The sequence below is a fragment of the Desulfogranum mediterraneum DSM 13871 genome, from assembly GCF_000429965.1.
Taxonomy (GTDB): Bacteria; Desulfobacterota; Desulfobulbia; order Desulfobulbales; family Desulfobulbaceae; genus Desulfogranum; species Desulfogranum mediterraneum.
The window spans coordinates 221,477-234,891 of the sequence record NZ_AUCW01000007.1; the positions used below are offsets into that span (position 1 = coordinate 221,477).

Genomic DNA, 13,415 nt, shown 5'->3' on the forward strand with positions numbered 1-13,415 from the left:
GCGAAGAAAACAGCCCCCCTTTTCAGATCTCAGACCTCCCCGGCAACAGAGGGGCCCCATCGGCCCTGATCCCCAGGCAGAAAGCCTGCCTGCTCCGGGATCAGCCGCTGTCCCGGCCGAAAGAGCCTGCCCCGTCGCGGGTAATACGCTCCAACTGGGCCAACTTGATCACGGCCTCGCTGCAGTAACGGTCGATCTCCTTGGCCCGCTGATACATCTCCTTGGCCCGCTGGTACCACTGATCGTTGAAATAACTTCTACCGGCCACACAGTAGCCCTGGGCAGGCTGACCGGAAAACATCTCGCTAAAGACCGCCTCCAGGGGCTCGCCCCAGATATCGAGGATCATACCCTCATTTTCGCTCAGGCAACGCACCACCAGCTCATTGTCAGCCAGGGAAGGCATCATCAGGCGAAGCAGATAGCTGGCCTGGCCCAAGAGGAGTCCGACCTGCTCCATCTGGAGCAGCGAATCTGCCGCGATCCGCTGAAAAAGTCCCTGGGTATCAAGCAGCTGGGCCAGGGGAAACAGCGAGCCCTCTTCACGGACGCCGCCCCCCTCCCTGTTCACCGGAAAGTCCACAGGGCCGTAATGGTTGAGCAGATAGATATTTTCTTTCAGCTTCATGGCCTCATGGAAGAGGGAGCCGATCAGCCAGTCCACCAGGGAACCGGCGAGGTTATGCTCTCGCTCACTCTCAGGCCAGATCCGATGGCAGACATCCTTGAGCCGCCAGAGGACCCCTCTGTTATGTTCCGAACCCAGCAAGGCTGTCAACTCTGCCAGCAACTGCTGGCCCAGTTCAGAGCCAGGGGAAAGGAGGATATGGGGGGCTCGGCAGCCCGCGGAGGGGGCAGCACTGCTGGTCCGGTACTGGAGATAGAGCCGGTAATAGACTTGGTTCACTTGAAAAAAATCACTGATCACCTGGCGAATAAAATAGTTACGCCGCTGCTCCAGCCAGGGGGTCCTGAGCTGGGAGGCGGGTATTGCCGGGGTATACTGCAGACTCATCCTCCTGCTCCCGGCAGGATGGCCCGGGCCTGTTCGTAGAGCCGGATATAGTGGAGCATGACCTTGTCCCAGGTATGGTAGTCGCTAATCCTCTGTACGGCGGCCTGCTGCATCTCCAGCAGGATCTCCGGTTGCTGATAGACCTCCAGGGCCCGCCCCATGGCCTCCATCAGGGCCGTGGAGCTATTGTCCTGATAGGCAAAGCCGGTGAGGCCGTCGATGACCTTGACCAGACCGCCCACGTGGTGAACGATGGGCAGGTTGCCGAGGAGTTGGGCAATGTAGTCGGTCAGGCCGCAGGGCTCATAGCGTGAGGGTATCAGAAAAAAATCACCGGCCGCATAGACCTGGGTGGCCAGACCAGGGTCAAACCCCTTCAGGAAACAGAGTCGGCCAAGCAGCCCTGCACTGCGGCTCAGCTCCTGAAGGCGCTGCTCCAGACCGCTGTCACCGGAGCCAAGGACCAGAAAAGCAGTGCCCGGGTTGGCCTCAAGAACCTCCTCCAGAGCGGAGAGGAGGATGTCTACCCCCTTTTGTTCGGTCAACCGGCCGATAAAGGTAAACAGGGGTTGCTCGGCCGAGCCCTTGAGCCGACCGAACTGTTCCACCGCTTTCCACTGACGCAACTGAGCCAGTTGCCGAAGCAGGGCGGCTTTACACTCTTGTTTTCCGGCCAGGCGGCCGCCGGGGATGTCGAAGGCAGCCGCCAATCCCAGCGGCTCGGGCAAAAGCGGGTTAAAGGATTCAGGATCGATACCGTTGGTCACCCCCAGGAGGGCTTCCCCCCTCTGTTTCAGGCTATGCCCCAACCAGCCGGTCCGCGCATCCTCAGAGGTCTCCTGCAGTTCCAGGGCGTACTGCTCACTCACCGTGTTGAGCACCGCATAGCCTGCAGCCGCGACAAGGGGATCAAAGCTTAAGCCCAGCAGGCCGGCCTGAATCACCTGCCGGGATAACCCGGTCACTGCCCCGGCAAAATCCAGATCCGCCACTTCCTGATGGTATCCCAGGCCGGCGTTATGGATGGTAACCACGGCCCCGGTCTGCCGGAAGAAATGACGATAAGCGCTGTTCTCCCGCATCATGACCGGCAGGGTGGCGGCATGACCATCCTGACAGTGGATAACCCAGGGTGCCTGCCCCTGGAGCAGCATCAGATCCAGGGCCGCCTTCTGGAGGAGAATGTTCATCGCAAAGTAATCATAATGACCGCTGCCCTGAGCCTGCCAGGCTAGCCGCTCCTCTTCGGCCTGGGTATAGGTGTAGACCCCCATCTTTTCGCCGAAACGCTCTGCCTCCACCAGGTAGACCGTCACCTGATCGAGGCACTGCTCCCAGATGGCAACGGTTTCCCGCCGCGGCTGATCAACATAGTCCATGTCCACGGAAAAGCAGCAGGGAAAACTCCGCCCCCGGATTACAGCAGGAGCCAATCCATCCAGATGAAGGGGCTCAAAACCCAGGGCCTCGGGATCCATGAAACCGTAGCAGGGCAGAATAACACGCACCTGGTAGCCTGGAACAGAGGCCAGGGTCTGGCCAAGTTGCCGGCAGACATCTTTCACGCCGCCGGCGCCTGCCAGGCCGTCATACTCTCGACTGACCAGCCAGATAACCCGGGGCTCGGTGCTGCTCCGGTCGGCGGCGAGGTCTACTTTTTCCACGATAACCTCTCAATCACAATAACCTCTCAACAGATGAAAAAAGAAGCACAGGGGCCTCTCCTCAACAACCTAAATCTCTTCAAACTCAGTAACATCCCGGCTCAGACCGTCAGCTGCAGCCCCAGCCGGGCAATGATCTCCTCAACCAGCTGAGCCGGCCGGCTCTGGTCCGTATCCAGGGCCAGATCCGAGCCGTCCCGGTAAAGGGGAGTACGCCTGGTCAACAGGGCGGCGACCTCCTCTGCCCTCCCCAGACCGGTCAGGGAGGGCCGCTGGCCGGAACTGGCATGATCGTCGCCCATCCGCTGAACAATGGTGGCAACATCCGCCCGGAGCCAGACCACCCAGTAGCTCTGCCTGAGCTGTGGCCAGAGCTCCTGATGCTCGATGGCGCCTCCGCCCACGGCCAGCACCACCCGCTCGGCATCACAGAGCTCCAGCAGCAACTCCTGCTCGGCCCGACGAAATCCCTCCCAGCCCGACTGGGCCACGATCTCGGCCACCGTCATCCCCCGGCGCCGGCAGATCTCCTGGTCGCTGTCCACCAGCTGAAAGCCCAGCCGCTCTGCCAGGAGTGCGCCTACCACGGATTTACCGGTGGCCCGAAAGCCGGTCAGCAGTATACTTGTCTGTTTTTTTTCCATAATTACTCTCAGCATATAGGAAAGCGGCTTGCCTCCACAAGGAGAAAGTCGCTCCATTTTTTTCTTTTCTTTTCCTCTTGCTGCTCTTAAGGTATTGCCAAATATTTTTTTTTCAAGATTCAAACCAGATAGCTTATGGAATATCGAGATTATTACCAGATCCTGGGGGTGGAGCGCAACGCCAGCCAAGAGGCCATAAAGCAGGCCTATCGGAAGGCGGCCCGTAAATACCACCCGGATGTCAACAGGGATCCCGGTGCCGAAGAGACCTTTAAAGCCATCGGCGAGGCCTATGAGGTCTTGAAGGATCCTGAAAAGAGAGCGGCCTATGACAAGTTCGGCAGCAACTGGGAACACGGCCAGGACTTTGAACCGCCGCCCAACTGGGACGCCGGCTTCGAGTTCCGCGGCACCGGCTCTAGCGGCGCAGCCTCCAGCGGCTTCAGCGATTTTTTTGAGTCCCTCTTCGGCCACAGTTATATGGGAGGAGGTCGTGACCGCCATACCGCCTTCAGGGTAAAGGGCGAGGACCAGCATGCCAAGGTGGCCCTCAAGCTGGTCGATGCCTACCTGGGAAGCAGACAGACCATTACCCTCTCCCGATCCAGCGTCAACCAACGGGGCCAGGTGACCAGCCAACCACACACCCTTCACGTGGTCATCCCCAAGGGAATTATCCAGGGTCAACGCATCCGCCTGGAAGGCCAGGGCATGCCGGGCTACGGGGGCAGCCCCAACGGTGACCTCTACCTGGAGATCGCCTTCCAGGAAGACCCCCTGTTCCACGCCGAAAAACGAGACATCCACCTGACCCTGCCCATCACTCCCTGGGAAGCGGCCCTGGGAGCCAGGGTCACCGTCCCTACCCTGGGGGGCAAGGTTCAGCTAAAGATCCCTGCAGGTTCCCAGGGGGGCAACAGGCTCCGCCTGAAAGGCAAGGGACTCTGCAGCAGCCGCCACCAGGGCGACCAGATCATCACCCTCCGGATCGTGGTCCCAGAGGCCGCCACCGCCGAACAGCGCGCCCACTACCAAACCATGGCAAAACTGATGCCCTTCAACCCTCGCCAACAACTGGGAGTCTGACATGGCAGAAATTCATTATCTCCAGGGTACGGTCCTGGACGAAGAACTGCTCTGCAGCCTGACCGAGCTCTGCCGGCTCTGTGGAGTGACAGCTGAGGTGGTCCACGAGATGGTGGCCGAAGGGATCATCACCCCAAGCAGCAGCCCCGGGCAGCAGTGGCGGTTCACGGCCCTGGAGATCCGCCGGGTCCAGACCACCATCCGCCTCCAACAGGACCTCCAGGTCAACCTTCCCGGTTGCGCCCTGGCCCTGGACCTGCTGGAAGAGCTGGAAGAGTTACGGCTGCGCCGTGGCCGACAGCGCTAACGCTCCCCCCGGAAACCTGGCCAGTGCTCTCTCTCCAACACCTCCTCAGCCGAATCGATCTCTTCTCCGGACTCCTGGGCCTTCTGGCCGGTGGGCTCACCACCGCCCTGCTCCTGCTCGCCGGCAACGGCCGCCTGCGCAGGAAACAGCTGATGAACACCATGCGCCTGGAAGCCATGAGCAGCTCCCTCAGTGATCAGGCCGAGACCATTGACCGCCTCCGCAGGGAACGGGATGGTTTTCGCCGGGACTGGGGCCTGCTCAACCGGGAAAACGCCGGCCTCCAGGCAGGATATGAGGGCATGGAACAGCAGTTGGCCGAACGGGAGCTGATCCTTACGCAGGTCCAGCGTCAGCTGGAGCAACGCTTCGAACTCCTGGCCGGGGAGATCCTCACGGAGAAGAGTGCCCTGATCAACCAGCAGCACGAGTCCACCCTCAAGCTGATGCTTGACCCCTTCCACAGCCAACTCCACGCCTTCAAGCAACGGATCGATCAGATCCACGACCTGGAATCGCGCGACCGGGTCTCCGTGATCCAGGAGCTTCAGAACCTGCGTCAGCTCAACCAGCGCCTCAGCGCAGACGCGGTCAACCTCACCCAGGCCCTCCAGGGACGAACCAAGCTCCAGGGGCAGTGGGGAGAGATGATCCTGGAGAAGCTTCTGGAAGACTCGGGCCTGCGTAAGGGGGTGGAGTATCGGACCCAGGTCAACCTCCAGACCGCTGCCGGCAACAAACGCCAGCCTGACGCCATCGTCTATCTTCCTGAAGAGCGGGAGATCATCATCGACGCCAAGGTCTCGCTCAAGGCCTTCAGCCTGGCCCACGGCGAAGAGGAGGGGGAGCGGCGACAACGCTTCATCGGCCAACACCTGGATTCTGTCAAAAAGCACATCAGCCTACTCAGCGATAAGCAGTACCATCAACTGGCAGGGCTCAACAGTGTTGATTTTGTCCTGCTGTTCATCCCGGTGGAAGCCGCCTTTCAGCTGGCCATGGAGCGGGACCACAGCCTCCTGGCCACGGCCTCCCGTCGCCAGATCATCCTCTGCAGCCCCTCCACCCTGCTGGCCACCCTGCGCACCATCAACTATCTCTGGCGCCAGGAGGAACAGAGCCGCAACGGTTTAATGATTGCCAAACAAGCCGGGAATATTTATGATAAACTCGTAGGGTTTATTGCAACTTTTGAAGAGATCGGCAGCCGGATCAACCAATCCCAGCAGGCCTGGCAGCTGGCCAAAAAACGGCTGACCAGCGGCAAAGGCAACCTGATCAGGCGGGCTGAACAGTTAAAAGAACTCGGGGTGCAGACGGATAAGGACCTGGCCGCTGTACTCAAAGAATCCCCCACAGATACAGGAGACCTGAAATGAAAGGAGTCACCATTGCCGCCATCATCTCCCTCTTCCTCCTCAGCGCCTGCGCCAACATGAACAAGGCCCAGACCGGGGCCGCCGGCGGTGCTGCCGGGGGTGCCCTGATCGGCCAGATCATCGGCCACAACACCGAGGCCACCCTGATCGGTGCCGCGGTGGGCACCATGCTGGGCTATATCGTGGGCAACGAGATGGACAAGTATGACCGCCAGCAGCTCAACCATGTCTACGAACGCGGGGTCTCCAACCAGCGTTCTTCCTGGGTCAACCCCGACACCGGCAACCAGTACAGCGTGACCCCACAGCCGGCCTACCAGAACGCCCAGAGCCAGCGGGTCTGCCGCAGGGCAGAGGTGGATGCCGTCATCGACGGCAAACGTCAGACCACCTACACCACCGCCTGCCGCGACGCCAGCGGGCAGTGGCAGCTGCAGTAGAGCCTCCTGAGGTATGCCCATGCTCTTTGGAACGCTCCAGCTCTCGACCTCGGCCCCCATGGAACTCATTGACATCACCGCTCGTATCCAGGAGCTAGTCTCTGCCCAGGGGCTGGAGGCCGGGATCTGTACCCTCTTCAATCCCCATACCACCGCCGGGGTGACCATCAACGAGGGGGCTGACCCCGATGTCCAGGATGACCTGATCGGGGCCCTGCGCCGAATCGTGCCCAGGGACTACCCCTATAAGCATCGGGAGGGCAACTCCCCCTCCCATGTGATGGCAAGCCTCACCGGCTCTTCCCTGGCCGTGCCCTTTGTGGACGGCAGCCTCCGGCTGGGCACCTGGCAACGAATATTTTTCTGCGAGTATGACGGCCCCCGTCAACGCAGCCTCAACTGGTATATCCAGACCGGCTGAGCCGGGCACAACCTTTATCTGCAAGGACTGTTATGTTGTTTGGTTTAAACCGCGCCACCGATGAACAATCGCTCCAGGAGGTCCTGGAGCAGTTCAGCTCCAAAGAGCTCACCCAGGTACTGATCCCCCGCCTCAGCGACGGAGAGATCAACCAGCTGGCAGACCTGCTGATGGAGCTGATGCGTACCCACTTCTCGGACCAGGAGTACCACCAGCTCTTTCTCAACGACCCCCATCACCATCACTGAGCCTAACCGGAACCAAACCAAGCCTGCGGAGCAGCTATGCCCCCCATTTTAAATCTACGTGACTTCATCGATATCCTTCGCAGCAACCGGCAGCTGCTCACCATCGACCAGGAGGTCGATCCCTACTTGGAGATTGCGGAGATCCACCGTCGGGTGATCGCCCAAGGCGGGCCGGCCCTGCTCTTCACCCGGGTCAAGGGCTCATCCTTTCCGGTTATCACCAACCTCTTTGGCACCAAGCTCCGCCTTGAGCTGGCCTTTGGCCGCAGACCGATAAGCTTTGTCGAAGACCTGGTGCAACTGGTGGAACACGCCATGCCCCCGAACCTCTCCACCCTCTGGTCGGCCCGATCCCTCATCGGCCAGGGCATGAAGGTGGGGTTGAAGACCAGGAAGGAAGGCCCGATCCTGGAGCGCTGCATGGCCCCGGCCAGGCTCTCTGAACTGCCCATGCTGACCTCCTGGCACTCCGATGGCGGTCCCTTTGTCACCCTGCCCCTGGTCTACACCGAGCACCCCGACGGCCTGGGACATAACCTGGGGATGTACCGGATCCAGCGTTACGATGACACCACCACCGGGATCCACTGGCAGATCCACAAGGGCGGCGGTTTTCATTACTTTGAGGCGGAGAAGAAGAACCAGTCCCTGCCCATGACCCTGTTCATCGGCGGACCGCCGGCCCTGATGCTGGCCGCCATCGCCCCGCTGCCTGAGAACATCCCGGAGTTGCTTTTGGCTTCACTGCTCCAGGGGCGGAAGCTTTCGATGGTGGATGATCCCAGGGGCGGCCACCAGCTGGTGGCCGAGGCCGAGTTTGCCGTCAAGGGGATGGTTCCCCCGGGCCTGCGGAGGCCAGAGGGACCCTTTGGCGATCACTACGGCTACGACTCGCTGCAGCACGATTATCCGGTCTTCCAGACCAGCCACCTCTACCACCGCAAGGATGCCATCTATCCGGCCACCGTGGTAGGTCGTCCCCGCCAGGAAGACTTCTTTATCGGTGATTTCCTCCAAGACCTGCTCAGCCCCCTCTTTCCCCTGGTCATGAAGGGGGTGCAGCAGCTGAAGACCTTTGGCGAAACCGGCTTTCACTGTCTGGCCGCAGCCCGGGTCAGCGACCGCTATCCCAGGGAGGCCTTTGCCACCGGCCTGCGGATCCTGGGAGAGGGCCAGCTCAGCCTGACCAAGTTTCTCCTGGCCACCGACGGCAGCATCGATGTAGCCGACTTTCCGCGCCTCTGGACCCACATCCTGGAACGGATCAACTGGCAGCGGGACCTGTTTGTCTTTGCCAACGTCTCCCAGGACACCCTGGACTACACCGGCCCCTCGGTCAACCAGGGCTCCAAGGCCATGATGCTGGGCCTGGGACGGGAAAAATGCAGGGAGCTGCCCCGTGAGTTCAGCGGCGACCTGCCGGATCAGTGCAGCCGGCCCCAGGTCTTCCTGCCCGGCACCCTGGTCGTCCAGGGAGCCTCCTACGCAGACCAACCCGAGTTGGCCCAGCGCCTGGCCGGGCATCCCGGGGTAAGCGCCTGGCCGGTGATCATCCTGGTGGACTCCACCAGGGAGGCGACCTGTTCGCTTCAGGAGTTCCTCTGGACCGTCTTCACCCGCTTTGAACCGGCCGCCGACATCCATGGAGCCGCTCAACGACTCCAGCGTTTCCACCTTGGCCTGGAGCCGCCGGTGGTCTTTGACTGTCGGATGAAGCCCTGGTACACCGAGGTCCTGGAAGTGGATCCCGCCACCCGCAAGCGGGTGGACCAGCGGGCAGCCGAGCTGCTGCCGCCGCAGTTCAGCTAAAGAAAGGTCCAGAGGGCGCAGAGAAACGACAGCAGCCCGCCCACAGGAAACGGTACAGGTAGAGATGGAACGACTACAGAAGATACTCGCCCAGGCAGGGATCGCCTCCCGCCGGGGGGCGGAAGAGATGATCCGTCAGGGCAGGGTCAAGGTCAACGGCACCGTGGTGACCAACATGGGCTGTAAGATCGATCCGCAGCAGGATCAGGTCAGCTTTGACAACGCTCCGATCCGGCTGGAGGAGAAGCTCTATATCCTGCTCAACAAACCGGCCGGTTACGTCACCACCCTCTCCGACCCCCAGGGCCGCCCCATTGTCAGCGACCTCCTTCCCGGGATCAGCAGCCGACTCTTTCCGGTGGGCCGCCTGGATCTGGATACCGAAGGGGCCCTCCTGATGACCAACGACGGCCAACTGGGCAACTACGTGCTCCACCCCAGCTATGAGGTCAACAAGACCTACGAGGCCACGGTCAGGGGACTGCCTTCGCCGGCCACCCTGCGCCGCCTGGCTGCAGGTATTCGTCTTGAAGGAGGAATGACCTATCCGGCACAGTTACGCATTCTGAAACAATTCAAAGACCGCACCAGGGTGGAGATCATCATCCATGAGGGCAAGAAACGGCAGGTACGCAAGATGTTTCAGGCGGTGGGCCACCCGGTACTCGGACTGAAGCGCACCGCCTATGGCCGGCTCCGCCTGGGCAACCTGGCCAGCGGCAAATATCGTATTTTAACCAAAAATGACCTAAAAAAACTCTTTACAGGCAAAATTCCCTTTACAATCAAAAACATACCTGCTTAAATTTCTCTAAGCTATAACAAAACCAACCATTGTAGATTTTTCTCCCAGGCATTTGACCGGAGAGCTTTTTTCAGGGAACCACCTACCACATAGGGAGACAACAATGAATAAATCGGAACTCATAGAAGCCTTAGCCGAAGAGATGAACATACCCATCCGTGAGGCGGCATCGATTACCAATACCATCATCGACACCATGAGCGACGCCCTTGCCCGTGGCGAGTCCATTGAAATCCGCGGCTTTGGCAGCTTTGTGGTCAAGGAATATGAATCCTATACCGGCAGGAACCCAAAAACCGGGGAAAAGATCCAGGTCTCTCCCAAAAAGCTGCCGTTTTTCAAGGTGGGCAAGGATTTACGCGAACAGGTCAACAAGCATAAAGAGTAGACAGCCCCTGGCCGGTCAGGGGAGCTCAGCTGCGGAGACAACCTCCCCAACCAGATCGTAGGGATGTGCCTCGGTGATCCTGACCGGCACGATATCCCCGGGGTTGACCTGGCCACTGGTAATGTAGACACAGCCGTCAATATCCGGCGCCTGGAACCTGGTCCGTCCTTCCAGCAGCAGGTCACTCTCCCGGCTGAGCCCCTCCACCAGGACCTCTTCCACCCGGCCGACCAAACGTTGCTGTCGTTGCAGACTGATCTTTGCCTGTAGTTCCATCACCCTCTGATAGCGCACCTCCTTCTCCTCCTCCTCCACCTTGCCGTCCAGGCGGGCGGCAGCGCTGCCCTCCTCGTCCTGATACTGAAAGACGCCGACATGGTCAAACTGCCACCTGGCCAGGCACTCCAGCAGCAGCTCCACATCGGCCTCGGTCTCGCCGGGGAAACCCACCAGCATGGTGGTGCGCAGGGAGCACTCGGGCACCATGGTGCGGATCCGGGAGACCAGCTCATTCAACTCCCGGGTGGTATAGCGACGATTCATCCGCCTGAGCACCGGATCGCTGGCATGCTGGAAGGGGATATCCAGATAGGGGAGAATCCTGGGCTGCGCAGCCATCAATGCTAAGAGATCGTCCCCAAGGGAGGAGGGATAGAGGTAGAGCAGCCGAAACCAGGGGATGGAGGTCTCTTTCAGCAGGGCCTGGAGCAGGGTCACCAGGGAGGCCTCCTCGCCAAGGTCGTCCCCATAGGCGGTCAGATCCTGGGCAATCAGGGTCAGCTCCCGCACGCCCAGCTCCTCCAGGCGCATCGCCTCGGCCACCAGGTCGTTCACGCCCCTGCTGCGCAGCGGGCCCCGAATGGAGGGGATCATGCAGTAGCTACAGTGATTATCACAGCCCTCGGTGATCTTGAGGTAGGACCGGAACAGGGGGGTGGAGATCGTCCTGGGTACGGTGGCGTCCATGATATAAGAGGAGGGCCCGCTGGCAAGAGCCAGAGGCCTGCCCTGCTCATGGGCCCGCAGGTGTTCGACAATCAGGGGAAAATCATCGACCCCCAGGAAGAGATCCACCTCTGGCAGTTCCCGGGCGAGCTCGGCACCATAGCGCTGGACCATGCAGCCGGTGACCACCAACAGCTGTGCCGGCCGCTCTTCCTTGACCGCAGCCAGACGCAGGATCTCATCCACCGCCTCTTCCACAGCAGGCTGAATAAAGCCGCAGGTGTTGACCAGAACCAGATCCGCTGCTGCAGGTTCCTCCACCACCGTATACCCATCGGCCTCGAGCAGGGCCAGCATGATCTCGCTGTCCACCAGGTTTTTCGGACAACCGAGACTGACAAGATGCAGATGTTTCATGGATTGCATAATCCTCCGGAATCAAGCTCCTCACAGAGGAGGGATAACATTTTTTTTGAGGCAGATCGAAAGGACTTTCTGCCGACCAGGGAGCGCCACTGCTGATGATAGAGCTCATCGGAGACCATCATCACCGTGGCCAGGGCCGCCCCACGAAAAGCGGCCACCCCACTCAGGGCTGTATACTCCATATCCACGGCCAATGCTCCCTGTTCTTGATGGTGCGCCACCTTGCTCCTGGTCTCCCGGTAGAGGCCATCGGTGGTCCAGATGATCCCCTGGTGGAGGAGATGGCCGGAGCGTTCCAGGGCGGTGTTGAGCCGGTTCTGGAGTTGTTGATCCGGGGGGAATCCCGGATGGGGGGGATAGTGAGGACTGGTCCCCTCTTCACTGATACCGGAGTCTGCCACAAAGAGTCCCCCCCCCTTCAGAGAGGGAGCCAGGGCGCCGCACCAGCCGTAGAGGATGATCCGGCGAGCCCCCAGGGCGATCAGTTTCTCCAGACAGATCACCGCCATGGGCGCACCCACCGCCGGTCCGGCCAGAAAAAATGATGGCGAGGCAAAGAGTTTGGAGTGAAAGAGAAACTGCTGATTGAGATGGTATCGTTTCGCCAGGCCGGGAAAGGCCAGGCTGTCGGAGGGGCTAACGGCAAAGATGCCCGCCGGTGGCAGGGGGGATTCTCCCTTGCCCTGGCTGGGTTCGATAAGACAGGATTCCATGGAAAAATGGCAAAAAAAAAACTGCGGCACCCGGAGGTGCCGCAGCTGTACTTCCCTATCCGCGTGATCTGGAGGCTTACAGCCCCAGAGCCGCCTTGAAGGGGTTGGCGTAGAGCAGGATAAAGGCGATAACCAGGCCATAAATGGCGATGGACTCACAGAGAGCCATACCCAGGATCATGGTGGTGGTGATGGCACCTTTTGCTTCAGGGTTACGAGCAACACCGTCACAGGCGCCGCGCAGACCGTTACCCATACCGACACCGGCACCGTGACCAGCCAAACCAATACTGAGAGCAGCACCTATACAAATCAACGCGATACTAAGTTCCATTGTCACATTCCTCCATTAAAGATGATATATAATTGGCCTTCTTCGTTACTACGGTTACGTACTGATCAATGGGCGTGTTCCATGGCGCCGGCACAGTAGAGCACTGCCAGCAGCACAAAGACCACCGCCTGAATCACACTCACCAACACCCCGAGACAGAGAATCGGCAGAGGGGCAAAGTAGGCGCCGGCCAGCATGAAGAGTACGGCCAGGAGCACTTCCTTTGCAAAGATATTTCCAAAAAGACGCATGGAGAGCGAGATGAGTCGGGCAAAGTTACTGATGATCTCCAAGAGAAACATAAACGGTGCCAGGGCCTTGCTCGGTCCCATGAAATGCTTGTAATAGCTGAGTCCGTGGTATTTGAAGCCCAGCACGTGATGGGTAACCCAGACAATCAGGGTCATCCCCAGGGTGATGTTCAGATTTGAGGTGGGAGACATGAAACCGGGGATCAGGCCGATCATGTTGGCCAGGATGATGTAGAGAAAGAAGGTGGCCATCATCGGAAAGAGCATCTTGGCCCCGTCCTCGCCCAGGTTTTCGGTGAAAAAATCCATCAAACCGCCCACCATCACCTCCCAGAAATTCTGGCCGCTTCCCGGCACCATCTCCAGTTTGCCCATGGTCAACTTGGGCACGATGATCAGAAAGGCCATAACCAGCCAGGTATAGGTCATGTAGGGGGTACAGAGCTGCTCCAGCAGATTATGCCCGGTGACGGTATGCGGCACCGGCAGACCAAGTTTTTCCAGAATAATCGAAATGAATAGTATTGGATGTTCCATAAC

The 13,415-nt window shown here is 59.8% G+C and carries 16 protein-coding genes; 9 read left to right on the top strand and 7 right to left on the bottom strand.

Going from position 1 to position 13,415, the window contains the following annotated elements:
- Positions 1–100: 100 nt before the first annotated feature.
- The 3 genes from G494_RS0104105 to G494_RS0104115 all read right to left on the bottom strand — a co-directional run bounded on the left by G494_RS0104105 (position 101) and on the right by G494_RS0104115 (position 3,323).
- Positions 101–1,015 (bottom strand): hypothetical protein, encoded by a 915-nt coding sequence (locus tag G494_RS0104105; protein WP_028583515.1) that lies wholly within the window; start codon positions 1,013–1,015, stop codon positions 101–103.
- A complete protein-coding gene (locus G494_RS21815) occupies positions 1,012–2,679 on the bottom strand; it encodes a glycogen synthase (RefSeq protein ID WP_232362478.1) in 1,668 nt (555 codons plus the stop codon). Before G494_RS21815 ends, G494_RS0104105 begins: the two co-directional genes overlap by 4 nt.
- A 101-nt stretch (positions 2,680–2,780) precedes the next feature.
- Entirely contained in the window at positions 2,781–3,323 is a 543-nt protein-coding gene (locus G494_RS0104115) for a shikimate kinase (protein WP_035245355.1), read from the bottom strand.
- Positions 3,324–3,458: 135 nt separating this feature from the next.
- Between G494_RS0104115 and G494_RS0104120 the strand changes: the two genes are divergently transcribed.
- The 9 genes from G494_RS0104120 (at position 3,459) to G494_RS0104160 (ending at position 10,206) form a co-directional block, all read left to right on the top strand.
- Positions 3,459–4,409 (top strand): DnaJ C-terminal domain-containing protein, encoded by a 951-nt coding sequence (locus G494_RS0104120; protein WP_028583517.1) that lies wholly within the window; start codon positions 3,459–3,461, stop codon positions 4,407–4,409.
- Between the two features lies 1 nt (position 4,410).
- Positions 4,411–4,716, top strand: coding sequence for a chaperone modulator CbpM (locus G494_RS0104125; RefSeq protein WP_028583518.1), 306 nt, complete (start codon positions 4,411–4,413; stop codon positions 4,714–4,716).
- Between the two features lie 23 nt (positions 4,717–4,739).
- Complete coding sequence (locus G494_RS21820; RefSeq protein ID WP_051305365.1) at positions 4,740–6,095, top strand: DNA recombination protein RmuC; 1,356 nt, start codon at positions 4,740–4,742, stop codon at positions 6,093–6,095.
- The gene (locus G494_RS0104135; RefSeq protein ID WP_028583519.1) at positions 6,092–6,535 is read left to right on the top strand and encodes a glycine zipper domain-containing protein; all 444 of its coding nucleotides are present in this window, start codon (positions 6,092–6,094) and stop codon (positions 6,533–6,535) included. Before G494_RS21820 ends, G494_RS0104135 begins: the two co-directional genes overlap by 4 nt.
- A 19-nt stretch (positions 6,536–6,554) precedes the next feature.
- Complete coding sequence (locus G494_RS0104140; RefSeq protein ID WP_028583520.1) at positions 6,555–6,956, top strand: secondary thiamine-phosphate synthase enzyme YjbQ; 402 nt, start codon at positions 6,555–6,557, stop codon at positions 6,954–6,956.
- Between the two features lie 32 nt (positions 6,957–6,988).
- Positions 6,989–7,204 carry a hypothetical protein gene (locus G494_RS0104145; protein ID WP_051305366.1) on the top strand — a complete coding sequence of 72 codons (216 nt, stop codon included), beginning with the start codon at positions 6,989–6,991 and terminating at the stop codon, positions 7,202–7,204.
- A 36-nt stretch (positions 7,205–7,240) separates the two neighbouring features.
- Positions 7,241–9,013: a UbiD family decarboxylase gene (locus G494_RS0104150; RefSeq protein WP_028583522.1), complete on the top strand. Its 1,773-nt coding sequence runs from the start codon at positions 7,241–7,243 to the stop codon at positions 9,011–9,013.
- A gap of 64 nt (positions 9,014–9,077) precedes the next feature.
- Entirely contained in the window at positions 9,078–9,818 is a 741-nt protein-coding gene (locus tag G494_RS0104155) for a pseudouridine synthase (RefSeq protein WP_028583523.1), read from the top strand.
- A gap of 103 nt (positions 9,819–9,921) precedes the next feature.
- The gene (locus G494_RS0104160) at positions 9,922–10,206 is read left to right on the top strand and encodes an HU family DNA-binding protein (RefSeq protein ID WP_028583524.1); all 285 of its coding nucleotides are present in this window, start codon (positions 9,922–9,924) and stop codon (positions 10,204–10,206) included.
- Positions 10,207–10,221: 15 nt separating this feature from the next.
- On the opposite strand, the gene rimO is transcribed toward G494_RS0104160, so the two are convergent.
- The 4 genes from rimO to atpB all read right to left on the bottom strand — a co-directional run bounded on the left by rimO (position 10,222) and on the right by atpB (position 13,412).
- Positions 10,222–11,568 (bottom strand): 30S ribosomal protein S12 methylthiotransferase RimO, encoded by a 1,347-nt coding sequence (gene rimO, locus G494_RS0104165; protein WP_028583525.1) that lies wholly within the window; start codon positions 11,566–11,568, stop codon positions 10,222–10,224.
- Positions 11,565–12,290, bottom strand: a complete 726-nt coding sequence (locus G494_RS0104170) for a nucleoside phosphorylase (RefSeq protein WP_028583526.1) — start codon at positions 12,288–12,290, stop codon at positions 11,565–11,567. Before G494_RS0104170 ends, rimO begins: the two co-directional genes overlap by 4 nt.
- A gap of 76 nt (positions 12,291–12,366) precedes the next feature.
- Positions 12,367–12,624, bottom strand: coding sequence for an ATP synthase F0 subunit C (atpE, locus tag G494_RS0104175; protein WP_035245358.1), 258 nt, complete (start codon positions 12,622–12,624; stop codon positions 12,367–12,369).
- Between the two features lie 65 nt (positions 12,625–12,689).
- A complete protein-coding gene (atpB, locus tag G494_RS0104180; RefSeq protein WP_028583528.1) occupies positions 12,690–13,412 on the bottom strand; it encodes a F0F1 ATP synthase subunit A in 723 nt (240 codons plus the stop codon).
- Positions 13,413–13,415: the final 3 nt, after the last annotated feature.